At 59.5% G+C, this 14,852-nt stretch carries 15 protein-coding genes; 6 read left to right on the top strand and 9 right to left on the bottom strand.

What is annotated here, in order from left to right:
• Nucleotides 1–156: 156 nt before the first annotated feature.
• The 8 genes from WNZ14_RS20660 to WNZ14_RS20695 all read right to left on the bottom strand — a co-directional run bounded on the left by WNZ14_RS20660 (nucleotide 157) and on the right by WNZ14_RS20695 (nucleotide 7,664).
• Nucleotides 157–2,196 (bottom strand): ASKHA domain-containing protein, encoded by a 2,040-nt coding sequence (locus WNZ14_RS20660; protein WP_342870578.1) that lies wholly within the window; start codon nucleotides 2,194–2,196, stop codon nucleotides 157–159.
• 7 nt (nucleotides 2,197–2,203) lie between these two features.
• Nucleotides 2,204–3,163: a methyltetrahydrofolate cobalamin methyltransferase gene (locus tag WNZ14_RS20665; RefSeq protein ID WP_342870579.1), complete on the bottom strand. Its 960-nt coding sequence runs from the start codon at nucleotides 3,161–3,163 to the stop codon at nucleotides 2,204–2,206.
• Between the two features lie 78 nt (nucleotides 3,164–3,241).
• Entirely contained in the window at nucleotides 3,242–4,342 is a 1,101-nt protein-coding gene (locus WNZ14_RS20670) for a methylenetetrahydrofolate reductase (protein WP_342870580.1), read from the bottom strand.
• Complete coding sequence (locus tag WNZ14_RS20675; RefSeq protein WP_342870581.1) at nucleotides 4,339–4,929, bottom strand: methylenetetrahydrofolate reductase C-terminal domain-containing protein; 591 nt, start codon at nucleotides 4,927–4,929, stop codon at nucleotides 4,339–4,341. Before WNZ14_RS20675 ends, WNZ14_RS20670 begins: the two co-directional genes overlap by 4 nt.
• A complete protein-coding gene (locus tag WNZ14_RS20680; protein WP_342870582.1) occupies nucleotides 4,922–5,227 on the bottom strand; it encodes a virulence factor in 306 nt (101 codons plus the stop codon). Before WNZ14_RS20680 ends, WNZ14_RS20675 begins: the two co-directional genes overlap by 8 nt.
• A 141-nt stretch (nucleotides 5,228–5,368) precedes the next feature.
• A complete protein-coding gene (locus tag WNZ14_RS20685; protein ID WP_342870583.1) occupies nucleotides 5,369–6,139 on the bottom strand; it encodes a formyl transferase in 771 nt (256 codons plus the stop codon).
• Nucleotides 6,140–6,251: 112 nt separating this feature from the next.
• On the bottom strand, nucleotides 6,252–6,899 hold the full coding sequence (locus WNZ14_RS20690) for an exopolysaccharide biosynthesis protein (RefSeq protein WP_342870584.1): 648 nt from the start codon (nucleotides 6,897–6,899) through the stop codon (nucleotides 6,252–6,254).
• A 147-nt stretch (nucleotides 6,900–7,046) separates the two neighbouring features.
• The gene (locus WNZ14_RS20695; RefSeq protein WP_342870585.1) at nucleotides 7,047–7,664 is read right to left on the bottom strand and encodes a DUF1638 domain-containing protein; all 618 of its coding nucleotides are present in this window, start codon (nucleotides 7,662–7,664) and stop codon (nucleotides 7,047–7,049) included.
• A gap of 63 nt (nucleotides 7,665–7,727) precedes the next feature.
• On the opposite strand from WNZ14_RS20695, the gene WNZ14_RS20700 reads away from it, so the two are divergent.
• Nucleotides 7,728–7,859, top strand: coding sequence for an EncA/B family entericidin (locus tag WNZ14_RS20700; protein ID WP_342870586.1), 132 nt, complete (start codon nucleotides 7,728–7,730; stop codon nucleotides 7,857–7,859).
• 36 nt (nucleotides 7,860–7,895) lie between these two features.
• Here the strand turns inward: WNZ14_RS20700 and WNZ14_RS20705 are convergent, their stop codons facing one another.
• Complete coding sequence (locus tag WNZ14_RS20705) at nucleotides 7,896–8,594, bottom strand: B12-binding domain-containing protein (RefSeq protein ID WP_342870587.1); 699 nt, start codon at nucleotides 8,592–8,594, stop codon at nucleotides 7,896–7,898.
• 251 nt (nucleotides 8,595–8,845) lie between these two features.
• Here WNZ14_RS20705 and WNZ14_RS20710 point away from each other — a divergent pair, with 251 nt between their 5' ends.
• The 5 genes from WNZ14_RS20710 to WNZ14_RS20730 all read left to right on the top strand — a co-directional run bounded on the left by WNZ14_RS20710 (nucleotide 8,846) and on the right by WNZ14_RS20730 (nucleotide 14,781).
• Complete coding sequence (locus WNZ14_RS20710; protein WP_342870588.1) at nucleotides 8,846–10,435, top strand: trimethylamine methyltransferase family protein; 1,590 nt, start codon at nucleotides 8,846–8,848, stop codon at nucleotides 10,433–10,435.
• A gap of 115 nt (nucleotides 10,436–10,550) precedes the next feature.
• Nucleotides 10,551–11,237, top strand: coding sequence for a ferredoxin (locus WNZ14_RS20715; RefSeq protein ID WP_342870589.1), 687 nt, complete (start codon nucleotides 10,551–10,553; stop codon nucleotides 11,235–11,237).
• Between the two features lie 72 nt (nucleotides 11,238–11,309).
• Nucleotides 11,310–11,876: an RNA polymerase sigma factor gene (locus tag WNZ14_RS20720; RefSeq protein ID WP_342870590.1), complete on the top strand. Its 567-nt coding sequence runs from the start codon at nucleotides 11,310–11,312 to the stop codon at nucleotides 11,874–11,876.
• Nucleotides 11,873–13,885, top strand: a complete 2,013-nt coding sequence (locus tag WNZ14_RS20725) for a VWA domain-containing protein (RefSeq protein WP_342870591.1) — start codon at nucleotides 11,873–11,875, stop codon at nucleotides 13,883–13,885. The genes WNZ14_RS20720 and WNZ14_RS20725 overlap by 4 nt, the downstream gene beginning before the upstream one ends.
• A 287-nt stretch (nucleotides 13,886–14,172) precedes the next feature.
• Nucleotides 14,173–14,781, top strand: a complete 609-nt coding sequence (locus WNZ14_RS20730; RefSeq protein WP_342870592.1) for a PadR family transcriptional regulator — start codon at nucleotides 14,173–14,175, stop codon at nucleotides 14,779–14,781.
• Nucleotides 14,782–14,852: the final 71 nt, after the last annotated feature.

The raw sequence follows: 14,852 nt of genomic DNA on the forward strand, positions 1-14,852 counted from the left end.
GATTCGGGTAAAGCGTGAGGATGTGACCCGCGCTGTTTCTCTGCCCCTTCGGCTCGTCCCGAGGATCTTGATGACTGTAGCGTTGATGACCGGTGCGATTGTTTTGGAGATTGCTCACCCTCGCCACAAGGGTGAGGGTGACGATTGCTTGTCGGCCTAGTCGCGGTTGCGCCGTCCGCCGCGCCGACGTCCCGCGCCGGGCTCGATGCCGTCTGCGGCATCGGTATCCATGGAACGTTCCGGCAATTTGACCACTTCGATGAGTTTCGGGAACGCGTCGACCTTGTTGGGGAAGGCCATGGCGTTGACGAAATGCTCCTGGAACTTCGGCTCCAGAGCGGTTTCGATCTTCTCGATGCGGGTCACGGTCTCCTCGATCTCGCGGCGGTAACCGCGATTGAGCAGCGCCATGCGTGCGCCGGTACCTGCCGCGTTTCCGACGGCCTTGACCTTTTCCAGATCGCAATCTGGCACAAGCCCCAGAATCAGCGCATATTTCGGCTCGATGAAGGAGCCGAACGCGCCGGCAAGACCGATGCGGTCGACGTGGTCTAGGCCCTGCTTGTCCATCAGCAACTTGACGCCGGCATAAAGGGCGGCCTTGGCCAATTGGATGGCGCGGACATCGGTCTGGGTCACCATCAGCTTCTGTTCGCCATCGCGCAGCAGATAGGAGAAGGTGCGGCCATTGGTGATGATGCGTGGGCTGGTCGCCGCAAGATCGCCATTGATCACGCCATCCTCGGTGATGATGCCCGCGAGATACATTTCGGCGATGATCTCGATGATGCCCGAGCCGCAGACGCCGGTGACGCCGACTTTCTTGGCGGCTTCATCAAATCCGGGCTCATCCGACCATGGCTCGATACCGATCACGCGGTAGCGAGGTTCAAAGGTGAGCGGATCGATTCGGATCCGTTCGATGGCGCCGGGGGCTGCGCGCTGGCCGCAGGAGATTTCCGCGCCTTCGAAAGCCGGGCCGGTTGGCGAGGAGGCTGCGACCGTGCGGGTGGAGTTGCCCAGCACGATTTCGGCGTTGGTGCCGACATCGACCAGCAACATCATCTCGTCCTGGCGGTGCGGGCCTTCGGTCAAGGTTGCCGCGGCCGCATCGGCACCGACGTGGCCCGCGATGCACGGCAGCATGTAGACGCGAGCACCCTTGTTGAGCGGGAGGTCGATTTCCGATGATTTGACGTTGACCGCGCCCGAGACAGCGAGCGCGAATGGCGCACCACCAAGTTCGGTCGGGTCGATGCCCAGAAACAAATGGTGCATGATCGGGTTGCCGACGAAGACCGCGTCGAGAATATCGGTTCGTTCGATCTCGCCTTCCTTGCAGACCTTGTCGATAAGCCCGTTGATCGCCTCGCGCACGGCAACTGTCATGCCTTCGCGGCCTTCCGGGTTCATCATCACATAGGAGACGCGGCTCATAAGATCCTCGCCGAAGCGGATCTGCGGATTGGACGTGCCGGATGAGGCCAGCGTGCGGCCAGACAGCAGCGAGGACAGATGCATGGCAATGGTGGTCGAACCGATATCGCAGGCAATGCCGTAAGCTTCGTTCTTGAGGCCCGGATAGAGCGCAACAAGCGTGGCCTGTCCACCATCAACCGGTTCATGCACTGCAGCCGTGACTGTCCAGTTGCCCTTGCGCAGGATCTGCTGCACCTGGCCAAGCAAATAAGTGTCGATGGCGAGATTCTTGAAGCCCCAGTCGGCCTCAATGGCAGACAGCAAACGGTCGAGGTCGCCGAGCGGCTTGTGCATGTCGGGTTCTTCAACCTCGACATAGCACATCTGGATCGCCGGATTGCGTTCGATCACGCGGCCATCGGAATCCTTGCGCACCACCTGCGCATTGACCACCGCGTCCTGCGGGATGTCGATCACGAGATCGCCGAGGATCTTGGCCGAGCAGGAGAGCCTGCGACCTGATTTCAGGTCGCGCTTTTCAGCGTAACGTACCTCGTTGCCGCCAAAAGGCGAGATGTGCTCGTTTGACGAGGTGATGCCGTGCTTGGCGAAAACGCCTTCCTGCACGTCTATCTGGCAGCGACCGCAAATGCCGCGGCCGCCGCAGACGCTTTCCACGTGAACGCCCAGTTGCCGCGCGGCATCGAGCACGGGAGTTTCCGAGGGAAAGCGCCCGCGCTTTCCCGACGGCATGAACAGAACGAGGTGGTCGGTCATTTCTGGTTTATGCTCCGCCGGAACGGCCTGCACGTCCGCCGCGTCGGCGTCCGCCATCGCCCGATGGCGCTGCAGCCTGGGGAGCAGGGGCGGAGCCTGCGACATGCGGCTGGTAGTCCTTGTAGGTCTTGATCCAGTTGGTGCAGTTGGGGTCGGTTCCGTTGAGCACGTTGGCTGCGCGAACGGCTTCCATTTCTGCCGGACGGCAGGGGTTCATGATGGCCGAGGTCATGCCTGCGCCAATCACCATCGGGATGAAGCCGGCATTGATGCCGTGGCGGTGTGGCAGGCCGAAGGAGACGTTGGAGAGGCCGCAGGTGGTGTTGACCTTGAGTTCATGACGCAGGCGGTGCAGCAGGGCAAAAACCTGGCGGCCGGCATCGCCGAGAGCGCCGATCGGCATGACCAGCGGATCGACCACGATGTCATGCGGCTTGATGCCGTAATCCATGGCGCGTTCGACAATCTTCTTGGCGACGGCGAAGCGCACGTCTGGATCCATGGATATGCCGGTCTCGTCATTGGAGATCGCCACAACCGGCACGTCGTATTTCTTGCACAACGGCAGGATGGCTTCGAGTTTTTCCTCCTCGCCGGTGACCGAATTGACCAGCGGGCGGCCCGTGGCAACCTTCAAGGCGGCTTCAATGGCTGCGGTCACGGAGCTGTCGATCGACAGCGGGATGTCGACCAGGCCCTGGACGATTTCCATGGTCTGGACCAGCAGGCCCGGCTCGGTCTCGTTCGGGTTGACCGAGGTGACGCCCGCGTTGACGTCGAGCATGGTAGCACCGGCAGCAACCTGCTCCAGCGCGTCCTTGATCACGGTATCGAAGTTTCCGGCAATCATCTCGGCAGCGAGCTTCTTGCGACCGGTCGGGTTAATGCGCTCGCCAATCACGCAGAAAGGCTGATCAAAGCCGATGATCACTTCTCGGGTGGCGGAGGCGACGATTGTGCGGGTCATGTTCGATCCTTGCGGTGAAGACATAAAGATTTGTTTATATCGTTATAGATTTTTGGCGCGAGATGCAAGCCTTCGGGTCTAGACCGCAGCCTCTCCGTCACCCGCAGCGCCTGCCAGTTCATGCGGCATCTGCTTGGGTTCCTCAAGGATTTCCTCCATCCGCTGGGCGACCAGTTCGTCGACCTGATTGGGCTCCTTGCGCCAGGGTCGACGGTCCTTGAGGACGCCTGATTCGTGCACGATCTCGGCGACGAATTCTTCCTGGCGGTAGGCCATGACGTGGATGCCGGAGACACCATCGATCTCCTTGACCTCGTTGATGATGTCGATGCAGATCTGCTTGCCTTCCTTCTTCTGATCCTGAGCGCCTTCCAGGCGCTTGATGATCTCGTCTGGAATATGCACACCGGGAACATTGGACCGCATCCATTTGGCCGTCTTCGCCGAGGCCAGCGGACCGACGCCGCAAAGAATGAAGCACTCCTTGTCGAGCCCCATGTCGCGCACCTGGCTCATGTATTTGCGGAACATCGGCACGTCGTAGCAATACTGGCTTTGGACGAACTGGGCGCCGGCGGCGATCTTCTTGGCAAGGCGGTGAGGGCGGAAATCATAAGGCGGCGCGAACGGATTGATGGCGGCGCCGAGGAACACTGTGGGCGGGCTGGTCAGTTTACGGCCCGAGAGGAACTTCGAGTTATCGCGCATGATCCGGATGGTTTCGAGCAGTGACATGCAATCGAGATCGAACACTGGCTTGGCGCCGGGCTGATCGCCCGCCTGCACGCCATCGCCGGTCAGGCACATTATGTTCTGCACGCCCATGGCGGAGGCGCCGAGCACGTCGCCCTGAATGGCGATGCGGTTTCTGTCGCGGCAGGAAATCTGCAGGATCGGGGCGTAACCCATGCGGGTCAGCAGCGCGCAGATGCCGACAGACGACATGTGGGCGTTGGCGCCCGAGGCGTCGACCGCGTTGATGCCGTCGACCCAGCCGTCGAAAATCGCGGCGCGCTCATAGACATCATGTGGATTGGCGCTGTCGGGCGGGTTGAGTTCGGCGGTGACGGCGAATTCACCACGACGCAGGATGCGTTCGAGCCGGCCCAGGGACGAGTGTCCGGGTATTGGCTCCAGCAGGGCGCTGGGATCAAGCGGGTTGGAATCCTGCTGGCTCATTGCTGAGCTCCCTGATTGGCGGCGGTTTCACGGTCGGCTGCGGCGTTGGCGGTGACACGCAACCAGGACGATGTCTCGCGCAACGACTGGTCTACCGGCTTCTGGACATTGAAGATATTGTCGCGACCGTTCATCTGGCTGGCCCCGGTCCAGGCCTGAACCCAGACGCAGGGCATGTCGGGCTCGACTTCGCAATTGCCATTGGCGCGGACACCGCCGCAGGGGCCATTGCGCAATTGCTTCGGGCAGTTCATCGGGCAGGACATGCCGGTCGATGACAACACGCACTGACCGCACATGCGGCAGTCGAACAGGAAGCCCTTGACGTGTTTCTCCACGAATTTGACCGGCCCCTCGGCGCGCTGATATCCGACCGCTTTCCAAAGTGGATGGAGCATCAGGAAGGCATCGGCAAAGCGCGCATAGAACCATTCCAGCCCGCGTGAATGGCGAACGGACCACAGCCTGATGGCAAAGCTGCGGGCGTTGCGGCCAGTCGCCGAAACGCCAGCCGGCTTGTAGGAGGTTTTTGGTGCAGCCTTCTTGTTGAGGCTCGCCTGTGTCGGTTTGGTCGGTTCGTCAGCCATGGCTCTCCCTGCCGCCGCCCTTGACCAGCGCCACCAGGCGTTCCTTGTCGAAGGCTGCTTCAAACTCCGCCGCGGCCTTGTCGGCTTCGGCTTCAAGATCGTCAGAAACTTCGACCGGATCAGCACGCCGCCAGTCGGCGAGGTAATCATCGGTCTCGGCTGCACCCGTCCGCATGGCGCACATATCGATTGCTTCGGTGAATCTGAGGGTCAGTTCGCGCTTCGCGGAAGTGCGTCCCTTCTTGACGATCACCTGAGCTGGAATGTCACGCCAGTAGACGATGATGAGGTTGGCCATGGAAGTCTCCTTGGAAGTTACAATGCGCATGGGATTTTTTGTCAGCTTCGCTCACGACGACGTGCGGCGCGTCAAAAACGACCTGTGTGGTGTGCGAGGTATTTGGGATCGCCTCCGGGGTCAAACCGAGGCTGTTGAAAACTACCAGATCCGCTTGAAAATGCCGGTCATGAGGTAGGTCCAGATCGGGGGGTGAAAACGCTGCACGGAGGGCAAAGCGCTCGCCTTGGGCTGAAGCTCACCCTTGAGAGCATCTTCCACAGCGCGGACGACGATCTCGCGAGATCCTGCGGCCATGGCGAGAGAATCGGTGAGGAGGGATTCGCCGGGATAGGGCGTAAGGAAGGCCTGATAGAGTGTATCACCGGTGTCGACCCCGGCATCAACCAGATGCACGGTGGTGCCGTAGTTCTCGTGATCGCCGGTTGCGCGTGCCCACCAGCCGCCGGCCAGTCCCCGGTATTTGGGGTTGATGCCGGAGTGATAATTGATCACTGGACAGGAAATCGCGGCGAGTGTCGCTTTTGACAGCATCCGGCAGCCAGCCAGAAAGACCACATCGGGATTGCGTTCTGAAAGCAGATCAAGGCAATCGCGGCCGTTTGCTGACGAGACGTTCGTTACGGCCACATCAGACGCCAGTTCGGGCTGGACGCCGCTGGTGCTGATGATCTGGTTTGTTCGCTCTTGTGCAAAGCGCTTGCCAAAACGGGAGATGAACATGGTGCCGAATTGGCCTGCTGTCTGGAACCAGCCGATCTTGCGCGCCCGGCGCTTTAGAAACACGCTTTTGGATTCTGGCTGCTCCAGCACCACTTCGAGGTTTTCAAATCGAGACGCCAGGGCGTTGACGATGACCCAGGCATAGGGTCCGCCGGCGGTTATAACGACAATTTTGTTCTGTTTGGCCATGCCGCTTCCAACGATGTGAAGACGCAAGGATAATTCGGCCGGGTTAAGATCCGACTACAGGGCGACAATAGTCAGGTATGACCGGACATTAGCGGCAGCTGAGGGATCGTCGTCAGAACAGGTGCAGCAACAATGCGCCGGTAGCCGTCACTACGAAGGCGGCGATAGCCACCGAAACGATGCCGGCCAAAACACCCAAGGCCAGGCAATTGCCGTCGCGCTCGGTATGGGCGACGCCCAGAATGGCGACGGCAAACGCCGGCAGCCAGTTGCCGAAGGGAATCGGCAGGACGCAGGTGATGGACAGAATGAGCGCAAAAATGCCGAACAGCCGTTCGCGGATTGCGCCGCCGAGGGGCCAATTGCGTGGCCGCACCCAGTTTTCCGCACTGCGAAGCCAGGGCGAAACCCGGGTGACCATGCGCAGGAATGTGGCACGGTCGACCGAATAATTGGCAAGCGCACGCGGCAGCCAGACCTTCTGGTAACCCATCACCATCTGCCAGGCGACAAACACCATTGGCAGACCGAGAACCATTGTCGCGCCGGGTGGAAGCGGAATCAGGTTGGGAACCGAGAAAACCAACAGAAAGGCGCCAAATGAGCGATCGTTGAGGGCATTGGCAATTTCACGCATGCTGACGCGTTCGCCCGCATCGCGCGCCAAACGCTCGAGAAGCTCTGACAGCTTCTCGGGATGCCGGCGTGTGCCGGCTGCAATGGCGGGAACGGTGGCGGTGGCGGCGGACTGGTGACTCACTGCGGATACCCTGAATGACAACTGCAATCTATCTAAGCACGGATTGCTTAAAAATTGTGGCAATAATCATCTCATTTCCGCAGAGGAGAATTTATTCAGCGTTAATGTTTTGCGTCGTTGTGACGGCTGTCGCAAATGGATCTGAGTTCAGAGCTGCGCCAGTGCCTTTTCCAGATCGCCGTAGCCGGTGAATTGCCGTTCGAAACGCAGGCCAAGGCGCTCTGCAGCAGCGCGGGCCTTTTCTTCGAGCTCCGGGCTATCGGTCTGGGCAAGATAGAGCGCGCGTTCGTAGTGACCGAAATAGGTATCGCGCAACTCGGGAAACCGGTCGAGGCCGAGAGGGCGGATCAAGAAGGCATCGAATTGCCGGGCGAGAAAGTCGGTGATGAAAAAGGTCGTCATCATGTCGTCGCCGGCTTCTTCAAAAGCCCGATTGCCGACATAGAACGAAAAGCAGTGCGGGCCTTCAATCCGTTCAACCCCTTGGGCGGCGCAGACCTTGTCGAGTTCGCCGCCGGTGCCGCAATCCGCATAGCCGATGAAGATGTGCTCGAAGCCTTCTTCGCGAGCCTCGCGAATGGCGCGATCGACCGCAGGGGCGATGCGGTCGGGATGATGATGGAAATTGGCATCAATGCATTTGAGGTCGATATGGTCATGGCCAAGCTGTCGGTTGAGCGCCAGGACCTCACGACCAATCATGCCGCAAGCGATAACCCTAACTTTCTTTTCAGTCTGGCTGACTGATTTCGGTCGCCCCGCCATGATGTTGCCTTTCCCCTGGGTCACATTCTGCACCACAACACTTTATTCGGGGTTCAGCAGAAAATGACACATTTCAAGATCGCAACCGTCCTCATCCTTGCGCTGACGCTGGCCTCTTGTGCCAACACGATAAGAGGCGTCGGTCGGGACGTAAAGGAATCGGTGAATGCAGTCGGTGACGCTGTCACCGACTGATTAGCTCAAATGCGTGCGGACCAAGCCAGATGAGGATCAGGCCCCGGCGCGCTGATTGTGCCGGCGCTTGATCAGTTCCTTGGCGGTCTCGACTGCGACAGCTGCGTCGCGGCAATAGGCATCGGCGCCAACGGCCTTGCCGAATTCCTCGTTCAGCGGCGCGCCGCCAACCAGAACGATGAAATCGTCGCGGATGCCCTTTTCCTTCATCGTGTCGATGACGACCTTCATGTAGGGCATGGTGGTGGTCAGCAGGGCTGACATGCCGAGAATATCAGGCTGTTCGCGCTCGATGGCTTCAAGGTATTTTTCGACCGGGTTGTTGATACCGAGATCGATGACGTCAAAGCCTGCGCCTTCCATCATCATGCCGACAAGGTTCTTGCCGATGTCGTGAATGTCGCCCTTGACGGTGCCGATCACCATCTTGCCGAGCTTGGGTGCGCCGGTCTCGATGAGAAGTGGGCGCAGGATGAACATGCCGGCCTTCATGGCGTTGGCGCTCATCAGCACTTCCGGCACGAACAGGATGCCATCGCGAAAGTCTTCGCCGACGATTCGCATGCCTTCGACCAGTGCCTCTGTCAGAAGGTCATAGGGGGTCCAGCCGCGAGCGAGGAGGATGTTCGTGCCTTCCTCGATCTCTTCCTTGAGTCCATCATACAGATCATCGTGCATCTGCTGGACAAGTTCATCATCAGAGAGTTCGGACAGGATGATTTCTTCGTCAGACATCGGGTTCTCCCTTGAATAAACCTGTCCGGTGGTTCGACGCACCAGACCCATTATGCATAGCGTTATAGGCGTTCGTTTGCAAAAAGTTCCTTGAAAACGACGCGCATGTCGGAAAAAGCGACGAGGTGCTCTTAATGCGGTATTCCTGATGCGCCAAGGCTTGGCGCATTGAGGAATGTGCGGGGGCGGGTTTTGGTTAGCATGGGTTTATAGGCGTGATGTTGCGCCTCTCAAAATCAAGCAGGCATTCGATGGCTCATCCAGACACGCTTTCCACCCCTGATTTGGCTCCAGACGCAGCGTCGGAAGCTGCAGCGGGACGGCGCGGCAAAGGCGCCGCAGCGCGGCGCGCGCTCAGGAGCGGCGGCGGGCCTGGCCAGTCAATGCCCTTCATCATGCGCAAACTTGGGACTTATGACGTTCTGGACGAGGAAGGCCTGGCCCTTATCGAACACAACGCCGACACGATTCTTGAGGAAATCGGCATCGAGTTCCGCGACGACGCGGAAGCGCTTGAGCTGTGGCGCAAAGCAGGTGCCAATGTGACGGGCGAGCGGGTCCGCTTTCCCAGGGGATTGTGCCGCGAACTGTTGAAGACTGCACCGGAAGTGTTCACCCAGCATGCCCGTAATCCTGCGCGCTCGGTACAGATCGGCGGCAAGGCAACCGTGTTTGCGCCAGTCTATGGTCCGCCTTTCGTGCGCGATCTTGATGGCGAGCGGCGCTATGCGACGATCGAGGACTTCCGCAATTTCGTCAAGCTGGCCTATATGGCGCCGTCGCTTCACCATTCAGGCGGCACGGTTTGCGAGCCGGTCGACGTGCCGGTCAACAAGCGCCATTTCGACATGGTCTACAGCCACATGAAATACAGCGACAAGCCGTTCATGGGGTCGGTGACAGCACCTGAACGGGCCGAAGACACGATCGAGATGTGCAAGATCCTGTTTGGCGCCGAGTTCGTCGACCAGAACTGCGTGACGCTCAACCTGATCAACGCCAACTCGCCGATGGTGTTTGACGAGACCATGCTCGGCGCGCTGAAAGTCTATGCCCGCAACAACCAGGCCTGCGTTGTCTCGCCGTTCATTCTTGCCGGCGCCATGAGCCCTGTGACCGTGACCGGTACCTTGACCCAGATCCTCGCGGAAGTGCTCGCAGGCGCCGCCTTCACGCAGCTGATCCGGCCAGGTGCACCGGTGCTGTTTGGAACATTCGCGGCTTCGATCTCGATGCAGTCGGGCGCACCGACTTTCGGAACGCCGGAACCTTCGCTGGTCTCCTATGGTGCTGCGCAGCTGGCGCGGCGGCTGAAAATTCCGTTCCGGACAGGCGGGTCGCTCTGCGGTTCCAAGGTGCCGGATGCGCAGGCTGCGCACGAAAGCGCCTCGACGCTGAACATGACGCTGCTGGCGGGCACGAACTTCGCGCTGCACTCGGCCGGATGGCTCGAAGGCGGACTGGTCAGCTCCTATGAGAAGTTCATGATCGACGTCGACCAGCTCGGTATGCAGCAGCGTTTTGCCGAAGGCATTGATCTGTCGGAAACAGGGCAGGCGCTGGACGCTATTGCAGAGGTCGGTCCGGGCAACCACTATCTCGGTTGCGCGCACACGCAGGCCAATTTCCAGCAGGCGTTCTTTCGCTCGTCGCTGGCCGACAACAATTCCTATGAGCAATGGCTAGCAGAAGGCGAAAAGCGCATCGAGGAACGCGCCCGCAGCCTCTGCCGCTCATGGCTTGACGGTTATGTCGCTCCGGAGCTGGATCCGGCGATCGACGAGGCGCTGCTTGCCTATATTGCCGAGCGCAAGGAATCGATGCCCGACGCGTTCACTTGAACACAGCCCGATAAAGCCAGGGAGACAGGCGGTCAGGACAAGGTAGCGGGCCTCATCCACAAAGAGGTCTGGCGCTCTGCGTTCAAAAACGGGGAGCAGGGTGGATAACCCGCACATGAGCGCCGCTGTCGCGGCGGCGCTGGAGCCGAGCGGCCTTGTGCCGCGCGGATGGCTGAAGCCGGCGGCCGGTGCTGCACCGATGCTGGCCAGCGGAAAACCGGCGACATCCATATGTCTGATTGGTCATGCCGGCGGCGGTTTCTGGCCGGTATTCGATACCTGGCTGCAGGGGCATCCTGGGTTTGCGGACCCTCTCGATACCTGGTCCAAGACCGTAGTTGGCCCGATTGCTGCCTCGTGTGGCGGCGAGGCGGTGTTTCCCTCCGACAGGCCATGGCATCCGTTTCAGCAATGGGCAATGACTGCCGAAGGGCTGAAACCCTCGCCGCTTGGGTTGCTCATTCATCCTGACTACGGATTATGGCACGGCTATCGCGGGGCGATCCTGTTTGATGATGTCGCGTTCGCAGGAGAGGGCGCGGCACCGGACCTGGCCGTCGAGACAGGCATGCTTCATCCTTGCGACACATGCACCGGCAAGCCTTGCCTGTCTGCCTGCCCGGTCGAAGCTTTCACGCCGGCGGGGTTTGCCGTCTCAGCCTGTCGCGACTACCTGAAACTGGACAAGGGCAAGCAGGGCTGCATGAAATCGGGATGCCTTGCGCGCGATGCTTGTCCGGTGGGACGGAATTATCGATATGGCGGGGAACAAATTCGGTTCCATATGGCGGCTTATTCATAAATTGGTGTCATAGAACCCAAGGATTGCCGGATTGGTATCGTCAAAGCTTCAATAATGGAGAAGCGTGCCTGCATGGAATCGAAGACCCGCATCGAAGGACCAGCGGATCAGGATTTGGCCGAACGGGCGTCTATTGGCGATCGGGACGCCTTTTCCATGCTTGTCGAACGCCACTATGCTTTCATTCATCGCGTGGCATGGAAATGGTGCCGGGACCGCTCTGCGGCCGAAGACATTGCGCAGAACGTCTGTCTCAGGCTCGGATTTGCGATCCGAAACTGGCGCAACGAGAGCGCTTTCAAGACATGGCTCTACCGTATCACGATCAATGCAGCCCATGACCATGCCCGGTTCGTTGCCCGCGAGATGCGCAAGGCTCAGGCCATGGCGGTCCATGCCGCAACTCTCGGGGAAGAAATCGAGACCTACAAGCCAAGCCACAGTGATTACGTATGGGATGCAGTTCGCACCCTGCCGGATAAACAGCGCGATGCCATGCTTCTGGTTTACGGCGAGGAATTGAACCATGCCGATGCCGCCGCGGTGATGGGCTGCGCGGAATCCACGGTTTCCTATCATCTGCACACTGCGCGCAAGCAGTTGAAAAGCCTTCTGGGCAAGTCCGGAGCAGAGCAATGATCGATGATGATCTCAAGAGACTGGCGCGCAGCGCGCCGCCTCCGCTAGAGGATGCAAAACGCAAGGCGCTTGAGGCGGCACTGCACGCCTTTGACAAGTCAGGTCCTGAAAAAGTAAAGGCGTCCGCCCAAGGATCGCCCGATGACGGACGTCTTACCCATGTCGCAACCTCGATATGGAGTGGACTGATGAGACAGCGCTATATGGCGGGCACGGCCCTTGCCACCTTGATGATCCTGCCTGCCGCAGCCTACATGACCTGGCAGATTTCCCAGAACCACGACGGCTGGCAGCCGAAATTGCTGTCGCCCCTGGAGATGGGCACCAACGCAGACCGTGAAACAGCCGAGAAGAGCGCGGTGCCGCGTATCTGGCAACAAAGGGAAGTGGAACAGGTGGCTTCGGAGCCGGTGCCGCAGGTGGCTGCTTCGCCAGCGGCGGAGCGTTCGCGGAACCTCGACGCCTCCGTGCCTCAACGCTCAACCGGTCAGCCGATGGGCGGAGTTGCGCGACAGGGGCTATCCGGTCAGATCACCCGGCAATCGTTTGATGATGCGGACAAGCCCTATGCCTCTCCGTTTGGGGAAATCGAGTGGAACCGGATTGAGAGCTTTGAGAGCAACGGCGTCAAGTCTGTCACCGAAAACCCGGTTTCCACATTTTCGGCAGATGTTGACACGGCGTCATACGCGATGGTGCGCCGTGCGCTCAAGCAGGGCGTGCTGCCCGATCCAAAAACGGTTCGGGTCGAGGAGATGGTCAATTATTTCAACTATGACTACCCGGCTCCCGACACTGCCGAGACACCATTCCGCGCGACGGTGACCGTGACCCCGACGCCGTGGAACGCCAACACGAAACTGTTGCACATCGGGGTCAAGGGCTACGACCTCAAGCCTGCTGCGCGGCCGCATGCCAATGTGGTCTTGCTGGTCGATGTTTCCGGATCGATGCAGGAAGCCGACAAGCTGCCTCTCCTGAAATCGGCATTCCGGCTTTTGATCCAGGAGCTTGAACCCGAAGACACTGTCTCGATCGTCACCTATGCGGGCGATGCGGGTACAGTGCTTGAGCCGACGCCTGTCTCTGACAAGGCCAAGATCCTTGATGCGCTTGATGAATTGCGACCTGGTGGATCGACTGCGGGGGCTGCGGGGATCGAGGAAGCCTACCGACTGGCTGAGAAGGGCTCCGTCAAGGACGGGATCAATCGCGTGCTGCTTGCCACCGACGGCGACTTTAATGTCGGCGCCAGTGACGACGACGCGTTGAAAGCCATGATCGAAAAGAAGCGTGAAAGCGGCGTGTTCCTGTCCATTTTCGGCTTCGGGCAGGGCAACTACAATGACCAGCTGATGCAGGCACTCGCACAGAATGGCAACGGCGTCGCGGCCTACATCGACACCTTGTCTGAAGCTGAAAAAACGCTCGTGCAGGAAGCCTCGGCGTCGTTGTTTCCGATCGCATCGGATGTGAAATTCCAGATCGAATTCAATCCCGAAGTGATCGCCGAATATCGCCAGATCGGGTTTGAGACGCGCGCGCTTGACCGCGAGGATTTCAACAATGACAGCGTGGATGCAGGCGAGATCGGCTCAGGCCACACCGTGACAGCGATTTATGAGATCACGCCTGTGGGCAGTCCTGCTATTCTGAACAGCGATTTGCGTTATGGTGATGCGCCGCAGACTTCGGATTCTGCGTATGGTGATGAACTGGCGTTCCTCAAGATCCGGGCAAAAGTACCGGGCGAGGCGCAGAGTAAATTGACCGAAATTCCCGTGCTCAAGGACGCCGAAGTGAGCAGCTTCGCGGACGCGCCCGAAGATGTGCGGTTTTCGATCGGCGTCGCTGCCTTCGGGCAGAAACTGCGCGGAATTGATCAGGTCGACAGCTTTGGCTTTGAGGCCATCGAAAAGATTGCAGCTGATGCCCGTGGCGAGGATCCATTCGGCTACCGCTCGGAGTTCCTGCAACTGGTGCGGCTTGCCATGGGCCTTGAGCAGTAGCAGCTGAAGACCTGCCTGAGATCTGGCGGACGCGGTCTGGGGTGCCTCGCAGGGCAGTTCAGATCGCTCTCGCTGCCCGGCATTTTGGCGTTGGCAAGCGCCGCCAGGCGATCAAACGTAACAACCGTAAGGCTTGGTATGTCAGTCTGCCTTCAGAAATAACCTATTAAAAACATACAGATAATCTGATTTTTCGCGAACTCTCCAATGCTGGCTCTTGCAAAAGATATATCTTTACGTAGATAAGACGCTATAAAGTGTTATCGAAGTTCAGAAAGGAAATCCAGATGTTTGGAATGAACAAACACAGATGCCATGGCGAACACCGCTATTTTTCCGGCCCGGAAGGATCAGGTGGGCGCGGTCGTGGCGGCGGTGGACGCGGCCCATTCGGGCGGCATCGCGGTGGGCCGTTTGGCGGCCGCGGCAAACGCATGTTTGACGCCGGCGCATTGAGACTTGTGGTCCTGGGCCTGATTGCCGAGCAGCCACGCCATGGCTACGACATCATAAAGGCGCTGGAAGCCCGTTTCCAGGGGGCCTACAGCCCAAGCCCCGGCGCGATCTATCCAATGCTGCAGATGCTGGAGGAGGCTGATCTCGTGTCTTCCCAGATGCAGGGCGCCAAGAAGCTCTTTGCGATCACCGAAGAGGGGAAAGCCTATCTTGAGGAAAACCGCGTCGATCTCGACCGGATCAACGCCCAGATCGACGAGGCGTCGGAAGAGATCCAGGGCGTCTCGCTCGGAGCGGAATTCCGCATGCTGCGCCGGTCGCTGTTTAGCCAGTTGCGTAGCGGCGGATACTCCGCCGAGCAGGCACAGCAGGCGCTTGAGATCCTGAAGAAGGCCCGCAAGGACATTGAAGATCTGCATGCCGGATCAGAGAAGAACTGAACAGGGCAGGGCTGAAATCCCGTATCAACAGAAAAGGCCGGCGCATGCGCCGGCCTTTGCAATTCAGAGCA

The organism is Hoeflea sp. AS60, from assembly GCF_038900115.1.
Lineage (GTDB): Bacteria > Pseudomonadota > Alphaproteobacteria > Rhizobiales > Rhizobiaceae > Hoeflea.